This is a genomic window from Streptomyces sp. NPDC092369 (genome assembly GCF_044755245.1).
GTDB lineage: Bacteria > Actinomycetota > Actinomycetes > Streptomycetales > Streptomycetaceae > Streptomyces.
In genome coordinates, this window is record NZ_JBIVQP010000012.1 from 106,088 (window position 1) to 127,932 (window position 21,845).

Annotated in this window: 19 protein-coding genes and 5 pseudogenes; 8 read left to right on the top strand and 16 right to left on the bottom strand. The window is 68.3% G+C overall.

Annotation, left to right across the window (positions count from 1 at the left end; all coding sequences use genetic code 11):
* Positions 1 to 456: 456 nt before the first annotated feature.
* Positions 457 to 1,356, bottom strand: coding sequence for an NmrA/HSCARG family protein (locus tag ACIQI8_RS44455; protein WP_402364784.1), 900 nt, complete (start codon positions 1,354 to 1,356; stop codon positions 457 to 459).
* A gap of 104 nt (positions 1,357 to 1,460) precedes the next feature.
* Between ACIQI8_RS44455 and ACIQI8_RS44460 the strand changes: the two genes are divergently transcribed.
* From ACIQI8_RS44460 to ACIQI8_RS44470, 3 genes and pseudogenes are all read left to right on the top strand, one after another.
* Positions 1,461 to 1,748: a TetR/AcrR family transcriptional regulator gene (locus ACIQI8_RS44460; RefSeq protein WP_402364786.1), complete on the top strand. Its 288-nt coding sequence runs from the start codon at positions 1,461 to 1,463 to the stop codon at positions 1,746 to 1,748.
* Between the two features lie 45 nt (positions 1,749 to 1,793).
* Positions 1,794 to 2,210 (top strand): annotated as a pseudogene (locus ACIQI8_RS44465) (TetR/AcrR family transcriptional regulator); the annotation flags it as partial.
* A 152-nt stretch (positions 2,211 to 2,362) separates the two neighbouring features.
* A pseudogene (locus ACIQI8_RS44470) lies at positions 2,363 to 2,996 on the top strand (ISAzo13 family transposase); the annotation flags it as partial.
* Between the two features lie 53 nt (positions 2,997 to 3,049).
* On the opposite strand, the gene ACIQI8_RS44475 reads toward ACIQI8_RS44470, so the two are convergent.
* The 7 genes and pseudogenes from ACIQI8_RS44475 to ACIQI8_RS44505 form a co-directional block, all read right to left on the bottom strand.
* Positions 3,050 to 4,063 carry a cytochrome d ubiquinol oxidase subunit II gene (locus ACIQI8_RS44475; RefSeq protein ID WP_402364906.1) on the bottom strand — a complete coding sequence of 338 codons (1,014 nt, stop codon included), beginning with the start codon at positions 4,061 to 4,063 and terminating at the stop codon, positions 3,050 to 3,052.
* A 38-nt stretch (positions 4,064 to 4,101) separates the two neighbouring features.
* A complete protein-coding gene (locus ACIQI8_RS44480) occupies positions 4,102 to 5,511 on the bottom strand; it encodes a cytochrome ubiquinol oxidase subunit I (RefSeq protein WP_402364790.1) in 1,410 nt (469 codons plus the stop codon).
* Between the two features lie 416 nt (positions 5,512 to 5,927).
* On the bottom strand, positions 5,928 to 6,779 hold the full coding sequence (locus tag ACIQI8_RS44485) for an MBL fold metallo-hydrolase (RefSeq protein WP_402364793.1): 852 nt from the start codon (positions 6,777 to 6,779) through the stop codon (positions 5,928 to 5,930).
* Positions 6,780 to 6,819: 40 nt separating this feature from the next.
* Positions 6,820 to 7,257, bottom strand: coding sequence for an Rrf2 family transcriptional regulator (locus tag ACIQI8_RS44490; protein WP_402364796.1), 438 nt, complete (start codon positions 7,255 to 7,257; stop codon positions 6,820 to 6,822).
* Between the two features lie 111 nt (positions 7,258 to 7,368).
* Positions 7,369 to 7,756: pseudogene (locus ACIQI8_RS44495) on the bottom strand (transposase); the annotation flags it as partial.
* Positions 7,757 to 8,180: 424 nt separating this feature from the next.
* Positions 8,181 to 8,360, bottom strand: a complete 180-nt coding sequence (locus ACIQI8_RS44500) for a hypothetical protein (protein ID WP_402364799.1) — start codon at positions 8,358 to 8,360, stop codon at positions 8,181 to 8,183.
* A 27-nt stretch (positions 8,361 to 8,387) separates the two neighbouring features.
* A pseudogene (locus ACIQI8_RS44505) lies at positions 8,388 to 8,498 on the bottom strand (CPCC family cysteine-rich protein); the annotation flags it as partial.
* A 283-nt stretch (positions 8,499 to 8,781) separates the two neighbouring features.
* Here ACIQI8_RS44505 and ACIQI8_RS44510 point away from each other — a divergent pair.
* The 4 genes from ACIQI8_RS44510 (at position 8,782) to ACIQI8_RS44525 (ending at position 10,959) form a co-directional block, all read left to right on the top strand.
* The gene (locus ACIQI8_RS44510) at positions 8,782 to 9,273 is read left to right on the top strand and encodes a DUF4265 domain-containing protein (RefSeq protein ID WP_402364802.1); all 492 of its coding nucleotides are present in this window, start codon (positions 8,782 to 8,784) and stop codon (positions 9,271 to 9,273) included.
* Positions 9,274 to 9,509: 236 nt separating this feature from the next.
* Positions 9,510 to 9,923 carry a DUF6313 family protein gene (locus ACIQI8_RS44515; protein ID WP_402364805.1) on the top strand — a complete coding sequence of 138 codons (414 nt, stop codon included), beginning with the start codon at positions 9,510 to 9,512 and terminating at the stop codon, positions 9,921 to 9,923.
* Positions 9,920 to 10,177: a DUF6313 family protein gene (locus ACIQI8_RS44520; RefSeq protein WP_402364808.1), complete on the top strand. Its 258-nt coding sequence runs from the start codon at positions 9,920 to 9,922 to the stop codon at positions 10,175 to 10,177. The genes ACIQI8_RS44515 and ACIQI8_RS44520 overlap by 4 nt, the downstream gene beginning before the upstream one ends.
* A 32-nt stretch (positions 10,178 to 10,209) precedes the next feature.
* Positions 10,210 to 10,959 carry a DUF6082 family protein gene (locus tag ACIQI8_RS44525; protein ID WP_402364811.1) on the top strand — a complete coding sequence of 250 codons (750 nt, stop codon included), beginning with the start codon at positions 10,210 to 10,212 and terminating at the stop codon, positions 10,957 to 10,959.
* Positions 10,960 to 11,210: 251 nt separating this feature from the next.
* Here the strand turns inward: ACIQI8_RS44525 and ACIQI8_RS44530 are convergent.
* From ACIQI8_RS44530 to ACIQI8_RS44560, 7 genes and pseudogenes are all read right to left on the bottom strand, one after another.
* Positions 11,211 to 11,465 (bottom strand): annotated as a pseudogene (locus ACIQI8_RS44530) (helix-turn-helix domain-containing protein); the annotation flags it as partial.
* Positions 11,466 to 11,548: 83 nt separating this feature from the next.
* Entirely contained in the window at positions 11,549 to 12,154 is a 606-nt protein-coding gene (locus tag ACIQI8_RS44535) for a hypothetical protein (protein ID WP_402364814.1), read from the bottom strand.
* Positions 12,155 to 12,823: 669 nt separating this feature from the next.
* Complete coding sequence (locus ACIQI8_RS44540; RefSeq protein WP_402364817.1) at positions 12,824 to 13,357, bottom strand: carboxymuconolactone decarboxylase family protein; 534 nt, start codon at positions 13,355 to 13,357, stop codon at positions 12,824 to 12,826.
* Positions 13,358 to 13,421: 64 nt separating this feature from the next.
* The gene (locus ACIQI8_RS44545) at positions 13,422 to 13,985 is read right to left on the bottom strand and encodes a cupin domain-containing protein (RefSeq protein ID WP_402364821.1); all 564 of its coding nucleotides are present in this window, start codon (positions 13,983 to 13,985) and stop codon (positions 13,422 to 13,424) included.
* 277 nt (positions 13,986 to 14,262) lie between these two features.
* Complete coding sequence (locus ACIQI8_RS44550; protein WP_402364824.1) at positions 14,263 to 15,504, bottom strand: MFS transporter; 1,242 nt, start codon at positions 15,502 to 15,504, stop codon at positions 14,263 to 14,265.
* Positions 15,505 to 15,738: 234 nt separating this feature from the next.
* Positions 15,739 to 16,548 (bottom strand): alpha/beta fold hydrolase, encoded by an 810-nt coding sequence (locus ACIQI8_RS44555; protein WP_402364827.1) that lies wholly within the window; start codon positions 16,546 to 16,548, stop codon positions 15,739 to 15,741.
* Positions 16,549 to 16,926: 378 nt separating this feature from the next.
* Positions 16,927 to 17,811 carry an alpha/beta fold hydrolase gene (locus ACIQI8_RS44560; RefSeq protein WP_402364830.1) on the bottom strand — a complete coding sequence of 295 codons (885 nt, stop codon included), beginning with the start codon at positions 17,809 to 17,811 and terminating at the stop codon, positions 16,927 to 16,929.
* 88 nt (positions 17,812 to 17,899) lie between these two features.
* On the opposite strand from ACIQI8_RS44560, the gene ACIQI8_RS44565 reads away from it, so the two are divergent.
* Entirely contained in the window at positions 17,900 to 18,382 is a 483-nt protein-coding gene (locus ACIQI8_RS44565; protein WP_402364833.1) for a MarR family winged helix-turn-helix transcriptional regulator, read from the top strand.
* A gap of 280 nt (positions 18,383 to 18,662) precedes the next feature.
* On the opposite strand, the gene ACIQI8_RS44570 is transcribed toward ACIQI8_RS44565, so the two are convergent.
* Positions 18,663 to 21,827, bottom strand: a complete 3,165-nt coding sequence (locus ACIQI8_RS44570; protein ID WP_402364836.1) for a BTAD domain-containing putative transcriptional regulator — start codon at positions 21,825 to 21,827, stop codon at positions 18,663 to 18,665.
* Between the last annotated feature and the right edge of the window lie 18 nt (positions 21,828 to 21,845).

The window sequence follows — 21,845 nt, forward strand, 5'->3', positions numbered from 1 at the left end:
CCGTCTGCGCGGACGCTGCGACAGCGCGCAGGCCCGCCTTGCGCACTCCCTCGCACCCGCCGTCGAACTGCCCGGGGGGACGGCCCGGCGCTCCGTCGTGTCGGCCGGTGTTCCTGCGCGTACAAATACCGGAGCCGCGTCAGGGTCCTGAGCACGGCGGCACGGAAGGCAGGTCCATACAGAAAGCCGCTGAATGACGTGATGGACCTCCGCCCGCGGGGCCGGCCGATGCATCTGCGCACCGTCGGGCCCGTGTCCTACCGTCGTGCGTAGCTACCGTGCTCCAGCTCTTCCGCGAGGGAAGGTCGACTTGGGTTCAGCTCAGTTCCGAGGGGGCTTTGCCGCTGGCGGCCGACTGGCTACGCAGCAGTCCCTGCGCGAACACACCCAGCCGTCGAACGGTGTCCTCGGCCAATTGCGGGACCACCAATCAGGTCCCGACCGGCAACTGGAGTGCTAGGCGGTTTCAAGTAGTCGCTTCCGCAGCAGGATTGTGCCGGATTCGGCGAGCCAGTCCGCGAGCGTACGCAGTCCGGGATGGATGACGCGCAGCGCCTCGATGTCGGCGTGCCAGCGCGATCCGGCTGCCCAGCGTTGCCGCACCTGGGCGATCTCGGGGTTGAGGGCGGTTGCCTCGGCGTGAGTGATCTGCTCGTAGCGAATTGCGGCACCGGTGGCCTCGCTGATCGCGGCGACCGCCTCGGTCGGAGTGGGGGCGTCCCCAGCCAGTTCCAGACTCCGTCCCGCGAACCGGTCCGGCTGGTCGAAGGCCAGCGCGGCGAACTCCGCGATGTCCTCCACCGCGATGATCTGGACAGGCTCGCCCGGCGGAAAGATGTGCCGGTGCACGCCCTGGACGATGCCGTCGAGGCCGATGGGCGTCGAACCGAGATAGTTCGACATGAACCGCACCGGACGCAGCACGGTCACCGACCGGATGCGCTCACGCAGGTAGTCCTCGATGCGCTTCTTCCCCTCGGAGCCACCCGGGCGACCCGGCGTGGACGCGACGCCCGTGAACACGACGTGCTCAACTCCCACCGCGGCCGCAGCATCGATCAGTGCCCGGCCACGGGCGAACTCGCGCTCCACGTCGGAGCCGGTCGGGCCGAACGCCACGGGCGGTACAGCGAACAGTGCCGCCGCCCCCTCCAGCGCAGCGGGCAGACTTGACGGGTCGTCGAAGTCGCCGCGCACGAGCTGCGCTCCCTTGGTTTCAAGTGATTTGGCGGCGAGCGCGGTCGTGTCCCGCACGAGCGCGCGCACCGGCCTTCCGGCCGCCAGGAGCCGGTGTGCGGTGGCTCCGCCCTGCCGACCGGTCGCACCGGTCACGACAACCAAGCGGTCAGTGGTCATGTCGTCCTCCGCCCCGGGATGGTCGGTGGGCCGGTCGGGCTGGCCCCGGGGTCGATGTGGAATGCTCCACCCGGTTGAGTGGCGCAGACAAGGGATTACGTGACATGACCGCAGCTCCTCAAGACGCGAGCCGGGCCGATGCCCGCCGTAACCGCAGGAAGGTGCTCGCCGCCGCTTCACAGGCGTTCGACGAGCAGGGCCTGGACGTCTCGCTCGGCGCGATCGCACGGCAGGCAGGGGTCGGTGCCGGCACCGTGTACCGGCACTTCCCCAGCAAGGAGATCCTGCTGGAGGCGGTACTCGTCCAGCAGCTCGACGACTTGGTGGAGACCGCTCGACAGTGGGCGGCCCGCACTGACCCTGCCGCAGCATTCTTCGGCTTCCTCCTGTAGGTCGTCGAAACGTCCCACGGGCGCAAGCACGCATGCGACGCCCTAACCACACAAACGAGCTGGCCACGGCCAATCCTGGCTGCGTCGGCGCGCCGGTTCAGCCAGGCACTTGACCAACTGCTCCGCGCGGCCCAGCACGCCGGCGGCATCCGTACCGACGTCAACCCGGACGATGTCACAGCCCTCACCGTCGGGTGCGCCACGATACGGGCCGCCCACCATGACCGGAACGGCGGCACCCGCATGGTGCGGCTGGCACTGGAGAGCCTGCGGGCTCCCTCATTCGTCACGCAAGGGCGGGGCTTTCGTGACATCCCCAGTACGCTTCACGCAGCGTCGCGGTGCGAGGAATGCGGGGCTCGGCTCGAGGCCCGTTCCGCCGGCCGCCCGGCGCGCTACTGCGGAGCTACCTGCCGACAGCGAGCACATCGCCGTCGCCTCGGTACCGCAAAGCTTTCCTAGCGGCAAACGTATCCCTGGCATCGGCGGCGCCAAGTAGGACGGTGCCCACGGCCAAGGTTGCTGTTTCGATCCCGTACCAGCCATTACCGGCAGCAAGCCGCATCCCAGACATGAAGATCACGATCTACAGCTGGAGTACTTAGTTCCAAGCGCTGTTGCCGCATCTGGACGAGCGTCAGCGTGGACCTGGCCATAGGGGCGGAAGCGGGGTCGCTCGGGCATGGCGGGTTCAGGCTCGTCGCCGCTGCGGCCGGGGTGCGGGAGGGCACAGTCTCACGCGGGGTGGCTGAACTTGAGTCCGGGCAGGCCCCGTTGGGGCGGGTTCGTCGTTCTGGTGTGGCCGGAAGAAGGCGACCGAGCTGGATGCGGGACTGCTGCCGGCGCTGTTGGCGTTGGTCGATCCCGACGAGCGGGGCGATGTCGCCGCTGCGGTGGACGACGAAGTCGACCCGGAAACTGGCGGCAGAACTGATGCGGCGGGGCCACCGGGTCTCCGCCGACACGGTCGCCGGCGTGCTACGGGAGGAAGGCTTCAGCCTTCAGGGCAAGGCCAAGACCATCGAGGGCGCCCAACACCCGGACCGGGACGCCCAGTTCCACTACCTCAACGGGCAGGCACGAGACCACCGGTACGCCGGAGACCCGGTGATCAGCGTGGACACCACGAAGAAGGAGCTGATCGGCGACTGCAAGAACGCCGGGCACGAATGGCGGCCCGCCAGACAGCCCGTGAGAGTCAACACGCACGACTTCACCGGCCAGGCCCACCGAGTCTCCCCCTGCGGCCGGGCAAACTCCACACGTCGTACGTCTCTCCAACTCCACGCGGCTCCGGGAGTTCACCGCGACGACGAGTGCTCCTCGGGCGTGGCGCGCTGGAAGGTGGCGTACAGCAGCCACAGCGAGGGGACCAGGACGAGCGCTCCGATGCCCAGCGCCCACAGGACCGCCGACAGCACGGTGGCGTTTGCTGCGGCCTCGGAGACCGTGGTGCTGCCCACGAGCAGGGCCGGGTACTGGGCGGCGCCCCACGCCCACAGAATCGCGGCGACCGCCAGGGCCGCGGCGGAGCGGGCGGCGACGAAACGGTGCCGGAGGAGCAGTCCGAGTCCGGTGACTCCGGCCAGGGCGCTGACGATCACCAGGGGAAGGGCGCGGTGGGTCAGCCCGTGGAACAGGTCGGGGGCGTCCGCATGCAGCACCGCGATACCCGCCAAGGCGACGACGCCGGCCAACAGGCCGCTGATCACGGCGTCCCGGGTGAAGGCGGCTGCCATCTCCTCGCGGCCCTCGCGGTGCGCGTCGGCGCACAGGTACACAGCGGCCAGGTGGGCGCAGGTGACCACGGCCAGTACGCCGCCGAGCAGCGAAGTCGGGTTGAGCCAGCTGGTGAGGACGTCCCCCTGGGCGAGCCCTGGCGGGACGCGTCCGGAGGCGACGCCCCCGGCCACGGTGCCCAGGAAGAACGGTGTGAGCAGCGAGGACACCGCGAAGCACGCTCCGAAGAGCCGCTGTTGCCACAGTTCGGTACTGGCCTTGCGGAAGGCGAAGGCGGCGCCGCGCGCGATGATGCCGAGGGCGGCGAGGGTCAGCGGGATGTAGAGGGTCGACATCACGGCGGCGAACACCGGGGAGAACGCCGACCACAGCAGCACGACCACGAAGATCAGCCAGACGTGGTTGGCCTCCCAGATGGGCCCGATGCTGTGTTCGATGAGCGCGCGGCGGTCCCGGCCGCGTTCGGCGCCGCCGGCCAGCAGGTCCCAGACCCCGGCGCCGAAGTCGGCCCCTCCGAAGAGGGCGTAGCAGGTGAGGCCCACCCACATGACGGCGAGCGCAGCGTCCGCGAGCACGGTCGCCTCCAGATGGTCGTAGAGCGGATGGCGGAGATTCACACGACGGGATATCCGGTGACGTCCTCTTCCTGCGGAGCCAGAGGCACTGGGGTGCCCCTGGCCAGACGTCGCAGGACGTAGACGGTGGCAATGGTCATGGCGGCGTAGACGAAGAGCACCAGCCACAGGCCGACCATCAGGCCGGGGGCGGGGTTGACCGCGTCGCGCACGCTCATCACGCCCCACACGATCCAGGGCTGGCGGCCCAGCTCGGTCACTGTCCAGCCGCTTTCCAGGGCCACGACCGCGGCCGGGCCGCCGATCGCGGCCAGCAGCAAGAACGGGCGGGGGAGGGAGAGTTCGCCCCCGTGCACGCGTCGCCGCCACCACACCCAGAGCAACCATGCGCCCATGGCGAGCAGGAAGAAGCCGATGCCGACCATCAGGTCGAAGGCCCAGTGCACACCGGTCACCGGAGGACGTTGGGACCGCGGTACCTGATCGAGCCCCTGGATGACGGTGCCGGGGCTGTAACCGACCAACAGGGACAGGCCGTTGGGGATCTCCAGGCCGTACTTCAGCCCGTTGTCTCCGGCGACACCGCCGATCGTCAGCGGAACATGCGAGCCGGTCTGGTAGACGCCTTCGATGGCGGCGAGCTTGGCCGGCTGGTAGTCGGAGAGGAAGCGTGCCGCCCAGTCCCCCACGAAGATCTGGAACGGCGTGACGATCGCGCCCAGCGTGAACGGAATGAAGAACCCCGCCCGGTGGTAGGCGTCGTGGCGTCCCCGCAGCATGGCCACGGCATAGACGGAAGCGGTCAAGAACGACGCGACCATGAAGGCCGCCAGGATCATGTGCACCGTCTCCGGCGGGCTGGCGGGGTTGAGCATCGCCGCCCAGGGGTCCACGGCGACCACCTTGCCGTGGCGCAGGGTGAAGCCGCAGGGCTGGTTCATCCAGGCGTTGGCGCACACCACGAAGAACGCCGAGGCGGTGCCCGCCACCACGATCGGGATGCCGGTCAGCAGATGACGGCGCGGTGACATGCGGTCCCAGGCGTACAGGTAGATGCCGAGGAAGATCGCCTCCACGAAGAAGGCGATGCCCTCCAGCGCGAAGGGCAGCCCTATCACCTGGCCGAACGTGCCCATCAGACCGGGCCAGAGCAGCCCCATCTCGAAGCTGAGGATGGTGCCGGAGACGGCGCCCACCGCGAAGAGCACGCCCATGGCGCGCGCCCACCGCCTCGCCAGCAGGCGGTGGGCCGGATTCCCGGTGCGGATGCCGTACCACTCGGCGAGCAGCGTCAGGGCGGGCAGGCCGACCCCCAGGCAGGCCACGATGATGTGCCAGGCCAGCGAGAAGCCCATCTGTGCCCGGGCCGCCGCCAGGTCCCCTTCGGACACCCGGCGGACCGCGGACGTCAGGAGCGCCGACGGGCCATCGAGCAGAGTTCTCATCATGGGTTCGGGTAGTACCCGCATGGAGAGGTCGAAACCGGAATGCCCTCGGACCGTACCCGCACGGCACAGCGCCGACGGAAGCTGGTCGGGCCGGCGGCAAACGCCTGCTCGTGATCGAGGACGCAGCGGCCCGCACGGCATGGGCGCCCGGGACGGTGGTGGCTGCACTTTGTGTGCCGGGCTCAGGACCGCGCTGTCGTCGTCCGCTCCCCCACCCGTCCCGGCTGGTGAAGGTGTTCGAGCGCCTCTGATGCCCAAAGCGCTCATTAAAGATCTCTAGTGCTGTGACCACGTAGGTTCGCCGGGTTGGCGCTTCCGGCGGTTGGATGTGCGGTGACGTCGGGCTGATAAGTTCGACGGTCCGGTCTGCCCGCGCCTCTTTCGCGGGCAGACCGGACCGTCTCGCCCGATGTTGCTCAGCTGTGCGCGGGCTTCGCGGTCTTCGCCCCGCCCCATAGCGCGCCGGGGTTGGCCCGCCGTGGGTAGAGCGCGAGCATCCGGTCGTAGAGTTCCTCGGCCGTGGCGGTCTCGGCGACGGCCTTGTTGAAGTCGCGCAGGTAGTTCGCCGTCTGCTCGAGGATTGCCGGGTCGTCGACGGCGTCCGGTTTCTTGTGTCCGGCGATCACCGCTGCCGGGCGGAGCGCGGCGAGCTGCTCGGCGGCCTGCGCCCAGTGCTCCCGGGTCTCGGTGGTTGTCTCTGCGGTGTACTGGTGGGTGTCGTTGTAGGCCACATCGCCGGCGACGATCAGGCGGAGGTCGGGCACCCACAGGCTGGTGCTGTCGGAGGTGTCGGTGAAGCCGGTCTCGATGACCTCCAGCCGGTGTCCCTCCAGCTCGAAGAACTCGGAGCCGAGGGGCTCGGGGTAGGCGATTTCAGGGATCTGTGCCGGGAACAGCTTGTCCCAGAACTCCGCACGGTGCCGCGGCCCGCCCTGGAAGTGCGCAACGGCGACGCTGCCATGGGAGGTGACGGCCTTGGCTTCCGGAAACGCCTCCTGGAGCTGACCGATGCCGAAGAAATGATCGCCGTGGCCGTGGGTGATGTAGACGTGGGTCAGGCGCTTACCGAAGGACCGCACCCACTGGACCAGCTCGGCGTTCTGCTCGATCGTGGTGTAGGTGTCGACGAGTACGGCGTCCTGGTCGCCGTAGATCAAGGTGGAGCTGTTCGAGACCCACTGCAGGTCCTCGGGACCGTGTGGCAGGTCGCGGGTGACTCCCTGCCTGGTCGCTGTATGCACGGCGTACGCGAGTTTGCTATCGGACATTGATGTTCCCTTTCGTGCTGTTCCTCGGCGCACGGCACGCTCAGGCGCCGTCGACGCCGAGGGTGTCTCGCAGGACGTCCGCGAGGCTGGTGGCGGCGAGCTCGCGCCTTACGGCGTCATCGACTCGGGCGTATACGGGCGCTAGCGCGGGGCGGATGCCGCGGGCGACCGGGCAGATGGCGCTCGGCTCGTTGCGGTGCATCGCGAACGCTGCCTCCGCTCCGAGCGCGTCGTCGATGTCCCGCAGGCTGATTGCCTCCGGCGCCTTTGCCAGCTTCCAACCGGCGTTCGCACCGCGCCGGGAGCTGATCAGCCCGGCCTTTCCCATCTCGGACATGAGCCGGCGTATGACGACCGGATTCGTCTTGACGCTGCCTGCGATCTGTTCCGAGGTGGTCAGCTGCGCGCCGCCGCGCTCGTTGAGCGCCATCCAGGCCAGCGCGTGCGTCGCGATGGTCAGTCTGCTGTTCGCACTCATGCAGCGACTGTAACTATTTTTGTTACTTCAAGGCAAGCCTGCCGATGCTTGGGCACCGGTGTCGCTGTCGACCCGCCCGGTCGTCTGCGCGTATCTGCTGATCGGAGCAACTCACGCCGCGAGCGCAGGCCTGCCGCCCGAGCGGATGCCCTTCTCGCTGCGGATGCGAGAGCGCGCTCCTTGCGTTGAGCGACGAGGACGTCGGGGTGTCGGGCATTCCTGTGGCGCCAGCGCAGGTAGGCGTGCAGAACCCGGATCTGGACGGTGCGGTTGCGGCGGTTCGAGTTCACGATGGTGAACTGCCGGAGCGGCCCGAAGCGGGGCTCGATCGGGTTGGCCCAGGACGCGTAGGTCGGGGTGAAGCACAGCTCGACGCGGTTCTTCTTCGCCCAGCGTCGGATCGTCTCGCCTTTGTGGGCAGACAGGTTGTCCAAGATGACGAAGATCGGGCGAGGTCTCGACGGGCCGCGCGGATCGACCTCAGCGCAGCCAGGGTGTGGACCACACGCGGTCACCGGTGCGGAGTGTTCTCCGGAGCACTGGCGACAGCTGAATAGACGAGTCCACCAGTACGGATCGCCGACCGGACCGTGGCGGACGAGTACTTCGCCGTCTCGGAGAAGGTCGAGGCACTCTACGACGCCCCGCGCCGCTTGCCGGCCGATGCCGAGGGCTCGGGGATGGCCAAGCTCTGCCAGGGAATGCACCGTCGCATGCTCGGGAACGGATACCGCGCTCGCCCGGTCGAGATGGACTGCCACTTCGGATCGATCTGCGAGTCCTGCATGCTCTTCGTCAGCACGATCGAGTTCCGTGCAGCGCTCACGCCGACGGGACGACGCGGCAGCCAAGGGGTAGGTCGCACGCGCGCAGATCTTCGACGGGCTCCTTCACCGACTCGACGAACAGGCCGGGTGACGACGTCACTGGGCGGGATGCCAGAATCCGGTGCTCCGATATCGCCACCAGTAAAGGACGGTGCGGTCGTCAGGCCAGGCAGCCAGCTGCACGGCCTTGGGCTCGAAGCGGTCGCGGTCGGTGTCGATGGGGCGCCAGCTCGGGTCCAAGGGCTCGTCGTCCTCGGGCCGCCTGACGTGTTCCATTGACCGTTCGTCACATGCCCCGTAGTCCTGGAAGTTCTGCTGGGCCTCGATCAGGGAAGGCCTGTTGGCGCCACCTGAGTAGTCCGGCCAGCGCAGCTGGATGTCGTCGTCCTCCCAGAAACAGACCGCAGAGATGATATGAACCGGGCCCGTCGTTCATCGTCAGGTGGCCGCAGCACACGCAGGGATACCTAAGGATCACGTCCGACATCCTGCCGGATGCATAAGTGAGGCCCTAACGGGTTTCCCGGGCCTGACATCGAGACCCGCATATCAGAGGACTGCCGGCTGGTCAGGTCCACCACGACCAGCTCACCCCGGCCGTGAAGAAGGTCGTCTTCCGCAGTAGCACACCCGATCCGCTTCGCGAGCCGACGCCATGGGACGATCTTCGCCGAGATCAGCGGGCAGAGGGGCGGAGATGCAGTACATCGTGCATGAGGAACCGGTTGGTCGGGCCGAGAGCAACTACATCGCCCAGGCCGATCTCACCCCCTTCGACCTCGAAGGGCAGATCGAGCAACTGTGGCTCCAGCCCGAAGAGCACGGCACATACGCGGTCGCCTGCATTCCCTTCAGGACCTACGGCCTCGCTCTTGGAGACCGGGTCCGTCTCTCACCGGAAGCTCGCGTGGTCGAAGTTGCCCAGGCAAGCGGGCACCGCGTCCTGCGCGCACTGCTCAGACCGAGCGACGACACTGCACGACTTGGCCGCAGCATCAGCCTCATCAAGATCTCGGTCAAGGAATCCGAGCTGCTCAGCGAATGGCACGGGGAGCACTTCATCGCCATCGACGTTCCTCCCGGCACCGACACGAGCCCGTTGTTCGCCCTGCTGCAACGGGAAGTCGACGAGGCCGGCGCCTTCTGGGAGTGGGCCGACGCCCTGCCGTTCTCCACCACGCGGAGCTGACCGTGCCGCGGCTGGTCCCGGCTCAAGTCAATTCCCGGGGCCACTTCAGGACGTCGGGAAGCTACACAAGCTTCACGTACTGGGGCCGCTCAAAGCCAACGTGCCGGGACTGCTGAACGGTCCTGGCGTCCAAGCCTCAATAGCCCAATAACGGATGCCCTGGACGGCAACCGTGGTGCATGGGTGATTCTGTGATGGACCTGCCATGGGCCGCGTCTAGTCGCTACGGTGACCATATGCCCGAGCCTGTGACGGTTCCACCGAAGGCGACGTGGGTGGAGCAGACACGCGACGTGTTTCGCTCCCTGTCGCGTCTGAACCGTCCACGGTATTGGTTGGTTACCCGAGGCCCCGCATGGCTCACGGTATTCGGCCTGCTATACGTCGTGGGGGGTGTGGTCCTCGGGTGGCGCGCCGCATACGAAGTGCTGGTCGGCCTCCAATCGCCGGGCGACACGAACGTTCCAGCCTACGCATATGCGCTCGGGCTGCTGGGTTGGTTGCTGGTCCCAGCCATCATCGGGGGCGCTGCCGGCTACCTCGTCACACGCCAGATCGATCGGCGCAGAACTGTGGACGCGGAGGAACTTCTGGCCCAGATGCGCAGGGAGGCAGGACACCTGGCGGATCCACCTCAGGTCCGCGAATGAAGTCGCTGCAACAGCTCTATGCGGAGGGTGGCGAATCACGTGAATTCGTAGAGCAGTTCGTCAACGGCCCGCACAGTGGCCGATGGAGCCGCGCGCAGGATCACTGGTCACGCACCGTGGAGCACATCGCGCACAACGCCAAGGAACTGGAGAGCATGCACTCGGACGAGGCAGAGCACCGGGCCGAGACCCTTGCTCGAACGTTGGCCTGGACTTTGGCGCGGATGCACAAGTGCTGGGCGTGTGCGCTATGACCACACATCATCCCTCAGATGAGGAGGGTTCGATGTCGCCGCGGAAGCCGGTTGATGCGGTCATCGAGCAGATGATGCACGTCGTCTCTCCCGGAGAGCGAGCCATCGAAGTTCAACAGGTTGCCTCCATGATCGCGGACATCGGCATGCGGCGCACCCCCACCAGCGCGGACATCGACGAATTGCGGCGGCTCTTGAGCGCGCGCGGCGAGACAAGCATGGTTTGGAGGACTCGCGGCCGACGGTTCGGCATGAGTGCAAGCCGGTTCCTGGCTGGTCTCTCAGACGGATTTGCCGAAGCACGCCGAGAAAGTGCCTCTCGCGGCGAGGCCAGGCATCTAGGCACAGAGTGGCGGCAGCATCAGGAGGACTACGTCACAAGCCTGGTATCCGTGCACGACATGCGCCTCGGGCTACTCCGCGAGGCGATCGACAACCCGGATCTCGCAGCAGCTCTGGATGTGTACGGATCCGAGATCTCTGCCGCAATGCGTCGGCAGTTCCTCTTCGTCGAGGCCGTGTACAGGACATATCTGCTGGAGTGGCGTGTCGGCGCCATGACCCTGGAGGAGTTCTACGGGAACCTGCGGATCTTGTTCCAGAACCCGATTTTCCGGCAGTACTGGGAGGCGACGCGCAACCATCGGGCCAGCCTCAGCCAGAACTCGGCGGAGGCCCGCATCGGACGCGTCGCGGACCGTCTGGTAATGGACATGGACGAAGCGGATACTGACGAATGGTGGGTCGTCGGCGAGCCGCCGACGACCGACGGAAACGTTTGAGGGACCCGTAGGGCAGGCCCTCTGAACTGCATCTGCCACGTGACCAGCGCCGCGCCGCAGAGGGCCCAGGCGTGGCCACCGTGTAGCTCTGGCCGAACATGACGTCCGTGTAACCATCGCGGTATCTGTTTCACGAAATGCGCGCCAGGACCCGCTGAACGACGTCACAGCCAGGGAGTAGGGGCTCCTCACCACTACTCCACGGCAGGTGGGAACGGTGCGTGAGCGTGAAGCCGAGTCGAGCGGCGGGGCGGACGGCCTCCCGCCCATCGAGGGTCCAGGCAGGCCAGGCCGCTCTCGTTGAACCGGTGGATCACGTCCCGGACGGTGTCCTCATCAGCCTGCACCAGCCGGGCGACCGCCAAAACCCGCTTCCACCCAGCCGACGCCAGCAGCAGCATCGCGCGTCGACAGCGCACCGCGCTGGTGCTGCCCCGGCGCACGATCTGCTGCAGCCTCGGCTCCTCCTGGTCGGCCAGTCTGCGCACCTGGACAGGCTCGGCCACCGCACCTCCAGCGGTCGGATCAGACATCACCCCACATCCAACCGCCACAAATACCGACCCGGCGAACCTATGTGGTCACAGCACTAACAGTTCCTGATCCAAGAGACCCAGGCCCATGGGGCGACGTCGTCGGAGCTGTGGGCCCCCGGTGTCGTGTAGCCGAGATTTCCGTTGCCGTCGTACATCCGGGCTTTCGTGCCAGTCGTCTGGTTGTTGTCCCACGACCCGGTGACGCCCCACGGCATGTAGTAATCGGCGCAGTTGTACATCTCGATGTAGCCGCCCCTGAAGTTCGTCTCATCGTAGGTGCAGAACCAGCCGTAATCGGCTCCGCCTGAGCACGGGTCGTAAGAGGCGGCACCAGCGCCCAGGACAGAGCTCAGGTCCCGCGGCCTGGCTTCTCCCGGCACGGCTACGTGCACGCTGTTCTTGCCGCCAAGGGCGATCGTGTTGAGGTTGACCCGCGTTCCGCCCATCTTGGCCTGGATACGTTCGACTTCGGCATTGAGCGCAGCGCTCTGCGCGCCAGTCAGATGGATCGCCCTCGCTTGCGCGGCGAAATCCTGGCTGAGGTTGGTGGATGTGGAGGCGCCGGCAGTCGTGGTGGCCATCACCGCAAGCAGGGTGCCCGTCAGTGCGACGAGAAGCCGCCATCGCCTGCCGGCTGCCGAGATGTGGTGCTTGGTCATCGAGTCCCTTTCCTCTCAGCCCAGAGCGGGCTGGTCCGATCGACCCCGAACTCGGTTATAGCAACGGCCAGTTCGGACCCGGCCGCGGTGGCCGTAGCCGGTTCGGCATGCTAAATCCGCGGCTTGAGCACCAGCAATCAATTCAGGGAGGGCTGAAAAGTGGATCGCCGACGAGAGGGCCTTCCCTCACTGCTCCCGCCACGCTGCTGGTTACGGCTGTCGCGAGCGCCCTGGTCCGACGGCCCCGTGCCCCCTCCCGCCCTCCTGCCGCACATCGGCACGGGCCTGGGAACGGCACAGGACCGGACATCCTGGCCCTCCTCCCCCGCGCCCCCTCGGCACCGAGCTCCACGTGCACGACTCACTCACTGAGCGGGTCCTGCGGCTCCAGCGTGGGTCCACGCCGGAAGCTCCTACAGATCGGCAAGTGGCCTGTAGGAGCTTCCGGCGTAGAGCCGCCTCGAAACGGTAGGACAAGCTCAAAGGTCTACGGGCCGATCTCCTGGTGGTGGCCGGCCTGCTGGCCGCTGCATCTGGGACCTCACGCAGGAGGAGGAAGGACATGCCCTTGAGGCGCTCTTCGAACTCTTCGACGCCGTCCTCGCCGAACGTGAGGTCGCCATCTGGGGGGGCGTAAGGCGTACCCCCGCTATCCGCGCCTTGCCGTCGTCACGGCTGCGCAGCTGAAGTGTTCCGTCCGGGGACCGGCACATCGAAGCAGTTCAGCACCATCGCGATGAGGCAGTAGCTGCCGATGAGGAACACGAGCTCGCCAACCCCGTCATGACCCAGCAGTTGCGTGGCCCGGTCGTATGTCGAGTCGGGCAGTACGCGCCCGGCGGTCAAGGCCATGGCGACGTCATGGGCGACGGCCTGTTCGTCGCTCAGTCCGGAGGGGCGGCCGCCCGCAGCCAGGGTCGCGATCTGTGGGGCCGGAAGGCCGACCTCATCTGCTGTCTGCTCGTGTGCGTACAGCAGATACCGGGCGCCGTAGGCGCCGCCAACGGTGAGGATCGCCACCTCGCGGACGATGGGATCGAGGTGGGCCTCGGCCGCGACCGCCCTTTGTAGGAACAGGGCCGGGACCCCGAACGTGGGAAAGTGCAGCATCGCCGCGAACGGCCCGACGAGCGCGCCGTCGTCGTCGAGGATGACGACGCGGCCCTGCTCTTCGGTGACGAGGCCGGCGATGCCGTCATGCACCTCACGGAGTTGAGGGGTGAGTTCATCGGGTGGGATGGGTCGAATACGCATGCGTTGCTCCTCCTCAGAGTCCGTCGGTGTACTGCCCGTCGATGAGCACGAAGGCAATGCGGCAGTTCGCAGCAGACCGGTTTGCCCATGCGTGATTGGTGCCGCGCTGGATCACGATGTCTCCGGCGTGGAGGGTGGTCTCGCCGTCGTCGACAACCAGCGTGAGCTCGCCCTCGATGACGATCCCGTAGTCGATCGTCTGGGTGCGGTGCATCAAGGGATGCGGGGCGCCGGCAGCGGTCCGTGCGGCGTCCGCGCCGCCCATCTCGCCGAACTTTTCGGCTGCCTCGGCCCCCGTCAGGTTACGGATGCGGTCGTCCTCCGGCGGGAAGTCGATCACCCGGAGGCGTGTGCCGTGCTCGGGGGGTCCGAGCACCAGACCGTCCTCCGCCGGCTCACCGGACTGCCGGTCGATGACCGCGGGCGTCTGGCGTGTATTCCAGATCTCGTAAAAGGTCGGACCGCCCGGTCCGCCGATCTCCATCACGCGCGTCGGCGGTGCATCCTGCGTGATCACCGCACGGTCGGTCGTGTCATGGCCGGTCACGATTCTCCGGAACGGTTGCAGCGAGCTCATGTCGTGAGTCCTTGCCCTTTCAGCCGAATTGAGCATTCGAGGTCATCGCGTCAGGTAGGTACGCGCCTCGGCCTCCATCGACGCCGAGGCGCAAAGGAAGGCTGGCGGCCTTTACTTGACGCCCAGTGGACGCCTCTGGATGGCGCTCTCCACGGCCCGTAAAGTCCGGCTCGGTACCTGCCCGGCGAGGAGGGCACCGGCCGCGGTCGACGACGCGTAGCTGCCTCGTCGGCACCGCCGCCGAGGTTCGACGATCTCGCCGAGTGCGCCGATTTGTTCAGGCGCGGGCGGGCACGAGTGCCGGCTTCAGCCGGGCCACGGTCGTGACGTACAGGAGCAGACCTACGGTGGTCAGGGCGAAGCCCGCCCAGACGGTGGACAAGGTTTCCCAGCCGGCGTCGAGGACGATCGCGCCGCCGATCGCGCCGAGGCAGTTGGCCAGGTTGAGGGCGGCCAGGTTGAGGGTTCCCATCAAGGTCGGGGCGTCCGGTGCGAAGCTGGTCAAGCGGACCTGGATCGTGGGGATCGCGAACATCATGGTCGCGCCGACGCCGAACAGGCAGGGCAGCAGAATGACCAGGTTGCCGCCTGCCACGCCGATCAGCACCAGGAAGCCGAGGGCCCCGCCGTAGCCCCAGAGAAGACCACGGTTCTCGTACCGGTCGGCGACCCGTCCGCCCACGTGATTACCGACCGCCATGCCGAGGCCGAAGACGGCGAGCGCGATCGGAATGAGGGAGGCGTCGCGCTGCGCCGCGTCGGTGATGAACGGGCCGATGAAGGTGTAGACGGCGAAGATGCTGGAGATGCCCAACGCGGCGACGGTGACCATCAGCCAGACTCCACGGCGCCGCAGGGCGCCCAGTTCACCCGTGAGGGAACTGCCGCGCAGGTCATCGGACCGCGGCAGCCAGGCCACCAGCGCCGCTCCGGCGAGCAGGCCGACCACGACCACGGTCGCGTACATGACGCGCCAGCCGGCGTGTTGGCCAACGAAGGTGCCGAGCGGCGACCCGGCGATGGTGGCGACCGTGAGACCTCCCATCACGGTGGCGAACGCCTTTCCGCCCTGGCCCGGCCCGTACACGTACGCGGCGACCACAGCCCCGGCCCCGAAAAACGCACCCTGCACACTGCCCGCGACAAAGCGGAAGGCGACGAACAGCACGATGTTCGGAGCCACGGCGGAGAGCCCGTTGCCGACCAGGAACAACCCGATCAGGCCGAGCAGCAGACTGCGCCGGTTGACCCGGGCGGCGAGCAGGGTGATCGCCGGGGAGCCGACCATCACCCCGAGCGCGTACGCGGTGATGGCGTATGTGGCGACCGGGACGGAGACCTCCAGATCGGCCGCGAACAGTTGAATGATGCCGTTGCTGCCGAACTCGCCGGCGCCGATCGCGAAGGTGCCCAACGCCAACGCGAACAACGTCAGCTTCGGATGCCTGATGGGTGACTTGGCGAAAGTGTGCCGCTTCTCCTCGGCTGTGCACTGGCCGGCGTATGCGCGCTGATGCATCGTCTCGTCCTCGACAGGTGAGTCAGGTGAGTCGGGTGGGTCGGGTGGACGGCCTGCGAGCAGGTGCGGGACGGAGATCAGGGGTGAGGCGAGTCGTCACCTTCCCGCAGGCCGCGGCGGGCGTGGAAGCACCGCAGGGGCGCCGTCGCCCGGCGCTTCTCCGCCCTGGCGGCGGACCGTCGTTCGCCCCTGCCTCGCGAACGACACCTCCCCTGCCTCGTCAGCCTGGTGTTGTCAGCAAGCGGCGCGCTTGATGAGTGCGGCCGTCGCGGCGGGCTGCGCGATCATGGCGACATGCGAGGCGTCGGCCTCGACGGTGTGGGCGCCGGCCCGGCGCGCCATGAACCGCTGGGCCGCCGGGGGCAGCACCTGGTCGTTGCGGCCCACGAGGTACCAGGACGGAATGGTCTTCCAGGCCGGGGCGCCGGACGGCTCCCCGAGAGTGCGTGTGTCGGCCGGTCGCTGGCCGGCCCACATCAGTTCGGTGGTCGACCTGGGCAGGTCTCCGGCGAACACGTCGTGGAAGAACTCCTTCTTGATGTAGCCGTCGACGAGGCCTTCTCCGTAGGGACGGAAGTCCAGCGCCGCCTCGCTGAGCCTGCTTCCCGGGTACTTCGTCTGCAAGCCCACCAGCGTCTCGTCCTGATCGGGCACGAACGCGGCCACGTAGACCAGCGCCTTCACGTTCGGGTTGCCGGTCGCGGCGTTCGTGACGACGATCCCGCCGTAGGAGTGCGCGACCAGTACGAGCGGACCGCTGAGCGTGGCGAGGATGGCGGCCAGATAGGCGGAGTCGGAGGCCACGCTGCGCAGGGGGTTGGGCGGCGCGATGACCGGATATCCGTCGCGTATGAGCCGGGAGGCGACCCCGTTCCAGCCGGAGGCGTCGGCGAAGGCGCCGTGCACGAGTACCACGGTGGGCTTGCGCCCGCTGCCCCCTGCGCTGCCGCTCCCGGTGTGTGCCTGTGCGGCGGGCGTGTCGAGTGCGGCGCCCGCTACGATCGCGGCCGATCCGGCCAACAGTCCCCGGCGAGTTGTCGTCATCGGTGGATGCCCTTCGGTCTCCGGTGTTCTCGGTGGTGATCGCCGGTCAGCGTAGGGCTGGGCACTTGACGAGAACTGAACTGTCATCCGCGCGTCTGCCGGGGTGCGGTTCACCGTCGGTTCCGTTGTCGTCAAGCCTGCGGAACCAGCCTGCGGATACGTGCGCGACACCCGCCGTCGATACCGAGTTCCAGGCGTAATCGGAGCCTGCGAGGCGAGCACACTCCATGGGTGGCTGGGGCGCCGTTCAGCGGCCCCACCGAGGCGACTCCAACTGGCCTCAGTTTGAGGGGCGTTCGGGGGCGCCGAGGGGTGGTGGCGAGGCGAAGTGGCCCCACCTAGGGTCTTGCGGTGTCAGTGATCGTGGACCGGCCCGCGTTACCCCAGGTTGTCGAGTTTCTCGTAGAAGGACAGGAGGCCGTCTGCGAGCCTCTCGGGGGCCTCCATCGCCGCATAGTGGCCGATCCCGTCGAGGGAGAGGGCGCTGACGTCCTCGGCGACCTGGCGCAGGGTCTCCGGGGTGAACTCTCCCGATCTGCCGCCGACGGCGAGCACGGGCGTGGTGAGTTTCCGAGATGCCAGTTGGCGGATTTCGTCGCCTTCGCGGAGCATCGATCGATACAGTCCGGCCGCGCCGTTGAAGGCGTCGGGTCGCGCGTAGGAGCGGACGAGTTCGTCGATGTCGTCGTCGGTGAACGCGTCAGGGACCACGCAGAGCGACGGGATCGCGTACTGCGCGAGGAATGCCCGTTCTCGTCCGGCGAGCAGCATTTCGGGGATGCCCGGGGCGGCGAGCACGCCGATGTGCCAGGCACCGCCGTGGGCAACGTCCGCGAGCCTTTCGACACCGAACCCGGGCAGCCCGGTCTCGATCGCCGCGTAGCTTCGCACGAGGTCGGGGCGTGTGGCGGTGACGCGGAACGTGGTGGGGCCGCTGATGTCCTGGCCCGTGAGGTGGACAGGGCCCGCGTCGAGCTGCGCGATCAGTTCACTCAGGTCCTGGGCCGCGGTCACACTGTCGTGCGCTGCGGTCGCGGCGGCGGAGTCGCCGAAGCCGCGAAGGTCGGGGGCGAATACGCGGTGGTGCTCGCTGAGCAGGGGGATCAGCTTGCGGAAGACCCACCAGGTCTCGGGGAAGCCGTGAACCAGCATGACGGGAGAGCCGACGGTTCCGGCCGATATGTAGTGCAGTTCGGTGCCGTTCAGGCCAACGTGGTGGTGTTCGACGCCCGGGATGGTGGCGCCGCCGGTAATGGGATCCATCGTTCCCCTAGATTCGATCGACAACATGGTTGTCAACCTACAGATCGACAACATGGTTGTCGACCTTCGTTCTCGTATGCTTCGTCGCATGGCACGTTCACCGGGCGCTGAACTCGCGCTGCTTCTTCTCGGCGGCTTCCAGTCGATGGTGGACGACGTGCACGGTGAACTGGCGCACCGCGGGCACCCGGGCGTGCGCGCATCGCATGAGTTCGCCCTGCGCGCCATCGACGAGGGAGCGGACACGGCCTCGGAGCTCGGCCGCCGGCTCTCGGTCTCCAAACAGGGCGCTGCCAGGACGATTGCCGCACTGGAGAAGCTCGGATACGTCGAGCGGGAGCCCGACCCGAGCGACGGCCGCCTCAAACGGCTGCGGGTCACCGACCGCGGCCACGACATGATGACGCTGGGCGCCTCGCTCTTCGACGATGTGCGCGAGCGCTGGGCGGCGCATATGGGGCCCGAGCAACTCGAGTCCCTTGAAGCGCACCTGGCCCGGCTTGTCGCGAGTCGGCCCTCGAGCGTTGAAGCCGCGGCACGGCTCCATGAGGATCTCGGCGAGGTCACCTGAGGACGGCCGATCGCCGGACGGCCCGGCCGACCCGAGGTGACAGCCGTCGGCGGGATTCGAACGATTCGTGGAGACCGGCGGCGGTTCCTCCGTCCAAGGGGTCCCAGCTCAAATCGCCCTGCGGGGCCACTTCACGCCGCCTGATCTTCACGAACGCCCCTCAAACTGGGGCCAGTTGGAGTCACCTCGGTGGGGCCGCTGAACGCCGCCCTAGCCACCATGGGCGCTCACCCGCCAGCCGCCACCATGACGTGCTGTCCACGGTGCCGATGCGGTGCCCTCACATGTCGGCCAGCCCGGCCAGCAACTCCTCGGCGCGGCGGGCGAACAGGTGGGCCTCGCGCTCGGCGGAAAGCGTCCGGGCCCGCTCGACGGCGGCCCGGACGGCGGCGACCGGCTCGCCGCGGGCCGCCATCAGCCGCGCACGCAGCAGGAGCAGGAAGCCCTCGGCGTAGCGCTGGCCATGGGTGTCGAGGGCTGCGTCGGCCTGGTCGAGGGCTGCTGTGGCTTCGTCGAGTCTGCCCGCGGCAAGCCACATCTCACCGAGGAGGCCGTACCAGGTCGCCAGCCCGGAGCGTGGCGGGTCGGCCAGGGCCGCGGCGATCAGGCGTTGTGCTTTCACTGCTGCCCCGACCGGGTCGTTGCCGGTCACGGCATGCGCCCAGCACTGCGCCAGCCGCTGATAACTGCCCAAGAAGACGAAGGAGAACTCCGGGTCCAAGGCACTGCCCCGCTCGGCCGTGCGCAGCGCCTGCACCGGGTCACCGGCCAGTGCCGCGGCCGTACAGGCGAAGGCAGCCCAGACGGTGACCACATAGGCGTCGCCGTCAGCGGTGGCCTCGATCGTGTCGAACAGCGTCCGTGCTGTGTCGGTGGCGCCGTGCAGCGCTGTCATCAACGCGAGCATGGCGGGCCCGAGCAGCCGCAGATCGCGCCGGAGCGTGTCCTCCCCGCCGTGGGCCAGGTCGTCGAGCATGGTGGAGCGACTTCGGCTCAGATACCGGAACGCCTCGCCGATGTTGCCGACGTCCCATTGGTGGATGCCCCATGCGTGCCAGCCGTAGGTGCGCACGACCGGGTCGGCGGATGCCTCACCCTGTTCCAGCAGTCGGTGAGCCAGTCGTCCGGCGCGGTCGAGTTGGATACCTTGGGAATGGGCGGCCCAGCGGGAGAAGAGGAAGTCCGCGGTCTCCCGTTCCCGGCCGAGGCCACGCGCCAGGTGCTCGGCCCGCTCCAGCAGTTCGAGAGCCGCGCCGACGTACCCCGCCCGCATCCCGTCCACGGCGGTGAACAGCGACAGAGCGGACAGTTCCAGCTCTGCCAGCCCCGCTCTTCGGGCTACCTGCGCGGCCGATTCCAATTGGCGCGCGGCGGCCTCGAACGCTGACTTTCCTGCCGCGCAGCGACCCGCGCGGATCAGGGCGGCGGCGGTGCGGGCCGGGTCCGCGAGCGGGCCGGCGGCCCACAGATGATGGGCGAGGCGCTCGTCGTCCGTCGTCGTGTGATGCTCCAGGGCGTCCGCGACAAGCACGTGCAGCCGGGTCGCCCGCGGTGACGGTGTGGCTCCGACGACGGACTCACGGACCAGGTCGTGCGCGAAGCGGAACGCGTACGGGTCGCGAAAGGAGGGCTCCAGGAGGCCGAGTTCCTGCAAGGGTTCCAGGCGGTCGAGGCAGGTCTGCACGGGCAGGTCGGCGGAGCGCGCGAGCAGCGCGAGGTCGATGTCCCGGCCGATCAGCGCAGCGGTCTGCAGCAGTCGTACGACGTCGTCGTCGAGCTTCCCCATCCGGTCGCGCACGACGTCCCGGACGGTGGCGGGTACTCCGGACGGTGTCGTGGCGGCCTCGGTGAGGACGCTGCCGTCGGCGAGAAAGCGGGACAGTTCCCGGACGAAGAAGGGGTTGCCGGCGGTGCGGGCGTGGATGTTGCGGGTCGCACCGGGGCCGGGGTCCTGGCCCGTCTCCTGGCGGACCAGTTCGGCCACTTCGGCCGCGCCGAGTGGGCCGAGCCGGATGCGGCGGTGGCGGGGCAGTCGGCTGGTCGCGGCGAGCATCCGCTCCAGTTCCGAACCGGGTATCGGCGCGCGGTCGCGAAGGACGCCGGTCAGGGTGGTGCGGTGCGGCAAGTGGGCCGCCAGGTGGCTGAACAGTTCGAGTGAGGCGGCGTCGGCCCATTGGAGGTCGTCGATGACGAGCACGACCGGTCGCCGTGCCGACACCTGTCGTACGAGCGCGACGGTCTGCTCGAACAGGCGGAAGCGGGCACCGCTGTCCGGCAGTACCGGCGTGGCGGGAACGTTGCCTTGCGGTCCCAGGAGGCGGCCGATTTCGCCGGCCTGCCATTCCTCACGTGCTGCGACGGGCAGGCCGGTGAGAAGCGCGCCGACCGCCTGGGTCCAGGGCCACATCGACGGCGTGCCGTCCCCTTCCAGACAGCGGCCCCAGACGACCAGGGCGCCGCGCCCGTTCGCCTCGGCGCCGGCCTCCTCCAGCAGGCGGGTCTTGCCCACCCCTGGTTCCCCCTCGACAACGACCAGCCCCGTGCCCCCGGCAAGCGCCGACTCCACCGCCTGCCGCAACACCGCCAGTTCCTCGACCCGGCCGACCAGACGGCCGTCCGGCGGCGGCCCGCCGCCAAGGGCCGACGACCCCTCAGAGGGCGTCTTCTGGGCCGGTGCCGGATCCAGTACGCGCCGGTACGCCGCCACCAGCTCCGGGCCGGGATCGAGGCCCAACTCCTCGACGAGCCGGGCCCGAACGGCCTGGAAAACCGCCAGGGCTTCCGCCTGGCGACCTGCGGCGGCCAGAGCGGAGACGAGACTGGCCTGCACCGTCTCGTGCAACGGCGCCATCCGGGCCGCCAGCCGCAGCGGCCGGAGCACACGTTCAGGCTGCCCCAGCGATATCGCCAGCGTGGTGGCCGCCACGCAGGCGACGTACAACTCAGCGTCCAGCGCGGAAAAGACCGGCACCGATGTGGGTCCGTGGAGCAGCCCGTCGCCGGCGGAAGCGTGCCAGAGATCCAGCGCCCGGACGTAGCAGTCGAGCGCCGCGTCGGGACGTTGCTGGGAGGTGCCGGCCCTGGCCGCCTCGACCAACTCCCGGAAGGCGAGGACGTCCAGCGTGCCCGGGTCGGCGGTGAAGAGGTAACCGTTGCCTCGGCGCTGCACGTAGGAGCCGGTTCCTCGCACGGGCAGCGTGGGCTCCAGCAGCCGCCGCAGCGCGCCGACGTACTTCTGGAGAATGTTCATGGCCGACGCCGGGACGTCCTGGTCCCAGATCAGGTCGACCAACTCGCTCGTACTGACCGGCTCGCCCGCACGGGCGAGCAGCACCGCGAGCAGATACGCCTGCTGTCGAGGCCCGGCGTCCAACTCGACGCCGTCCCTCCAGATCCGTAGCGGACCGAGAATCTGCAGACGCACGTGCCCGCCGGAGGAAGTCATGCCCACCCCTACCCCCAC

Excerpts from the sequence above, each read along its gene's own strand:
- ACIQI8_RS44455 (WP_402364784.1), bottom strand. The coding sequence starts at position 1,356 with ATGACCACTGACCGCTTGGTTGTCGTGACCGGTGCGACCGGTCGGCAG.
- ACIQI8_RS44460 (WP_402364786.1), top strand. The coding sequence starts at position 1,461 with ATGACCGCAGCTCCTCAAGACGCGAGCCGGGCCGATGCCCGCCGTAAC.
- ACIQI8_RS44480 (WP_402364790.1), bottom strand. The coding sequence starts at position 5,511 with ATGATGAGAACTCTGCTCGATGGCCCGTCGGCGCTCCTGACGTCCGCG.
- ACIQI8_RS44485 (WP_402364793.1), bottom strand. The coding sequence starts at position 6,779 with ATGTCCGATAGCAAACTCGCGTACGCCGTGCATACAGCGACCAGGCAG.
- ACIQI8_RS44490 (WP_402364796.1), bottom strand. The coding sequence starts at position 7,257 with ATGAGTGCGAACAGCAGACTGACCATCGCGACGCACGCGCTGGCCTGG.
- ACIQI8_RS44500 (WP_402364799.1), bottom strand. The coding sequence starts at position 8,360 with ATGGAACACGTCAGGCGGCCCGAGGACGACGAGCCCTTGGACCCGAGC.
- ACIQI8_RS44510 (WP_402364802.1), top strand. The coding sequence starts at position 8,782 with ATGCAGTACATCGTGCATGAGGAACCGGTTGGTCGGGCCGAGAGCAAC.
- ACIQI8_RS44515 (WP_402364805.1), top strand. The coding sequence starts at position 9,510 with ATGCCCGAGCCTGTGACGGTTCCACCGAAGGCGACGTGGGTGGAGCAG.
- ACIQI8_RS44520 (WP_402364808.1), top strand. The coding sequence starts at position 9,920 with ATGAAGTCGCTGCAACAGCTCTATGCGGAGGGTGGCGAATCACGTGAA.
- ACIQI8_RS44525 (WP_402364811.1), top strand. The coding sequence starts at position 10,210 with ATGTCGCCGCGGAAGCCGGTTGATGCGGTCATCGAGCAGATGATGCAC.
- ACIQI8_RS44535 (WP_402364814.1), bottom strand. The coding sequence starts at position 12,154 with ATGACCAAGCACCACATCTCGGCAGCCGGCAGGCGATGGCGGCTTCTC.
- ACIQI8_RS44545 (WP_402364821.1), bottom strand. The coding sequence starts at position 13,985 with ATGAGCTCGCTGCAACCGTTCCGGAGAATCGTGACCGGCCATGACACG.
- ACIQI8_RS44550 (WP_402364824.1), bottom strand. The coding sequence starts at position 15,504 with ATGCATCAGCGCGCATACGCCGGCCAGTGCACAGCCGAGGAGAAGCGG.
- ACIQI8_RS44555 (WP_402364827.1), bottom strand. The coding sequence starts at position 16,548 with ATGACGACAACTCGCCGGGGACTGTTGGCCGGATCGGCCGCGATCGTA.
- ACIQI8_RS44560 (WP_402364830.1), bottom strand. The coding sequence starts at position 17,811 with ATGGATCCCATTACCGGCGGCGCCACCATCCCGGGCGTCGAACACCAC.
- ACIQI8_RS44565 (WP_402364833.1), top strand. The coding sequence starts at position 17,900 with ATGGCACGTTCACCGGGCGCTGAACTCGCGCTGCTTCTTCTCGGCGGC.
- ACIQI8_RS44570 (WP_402364836.1), bottom strand. The coding sequence starts at position 21,827 with ATGACTTCCTCCGGCGGGCACGTGCGTCTGCAGATTCTCGGTCCGCTA.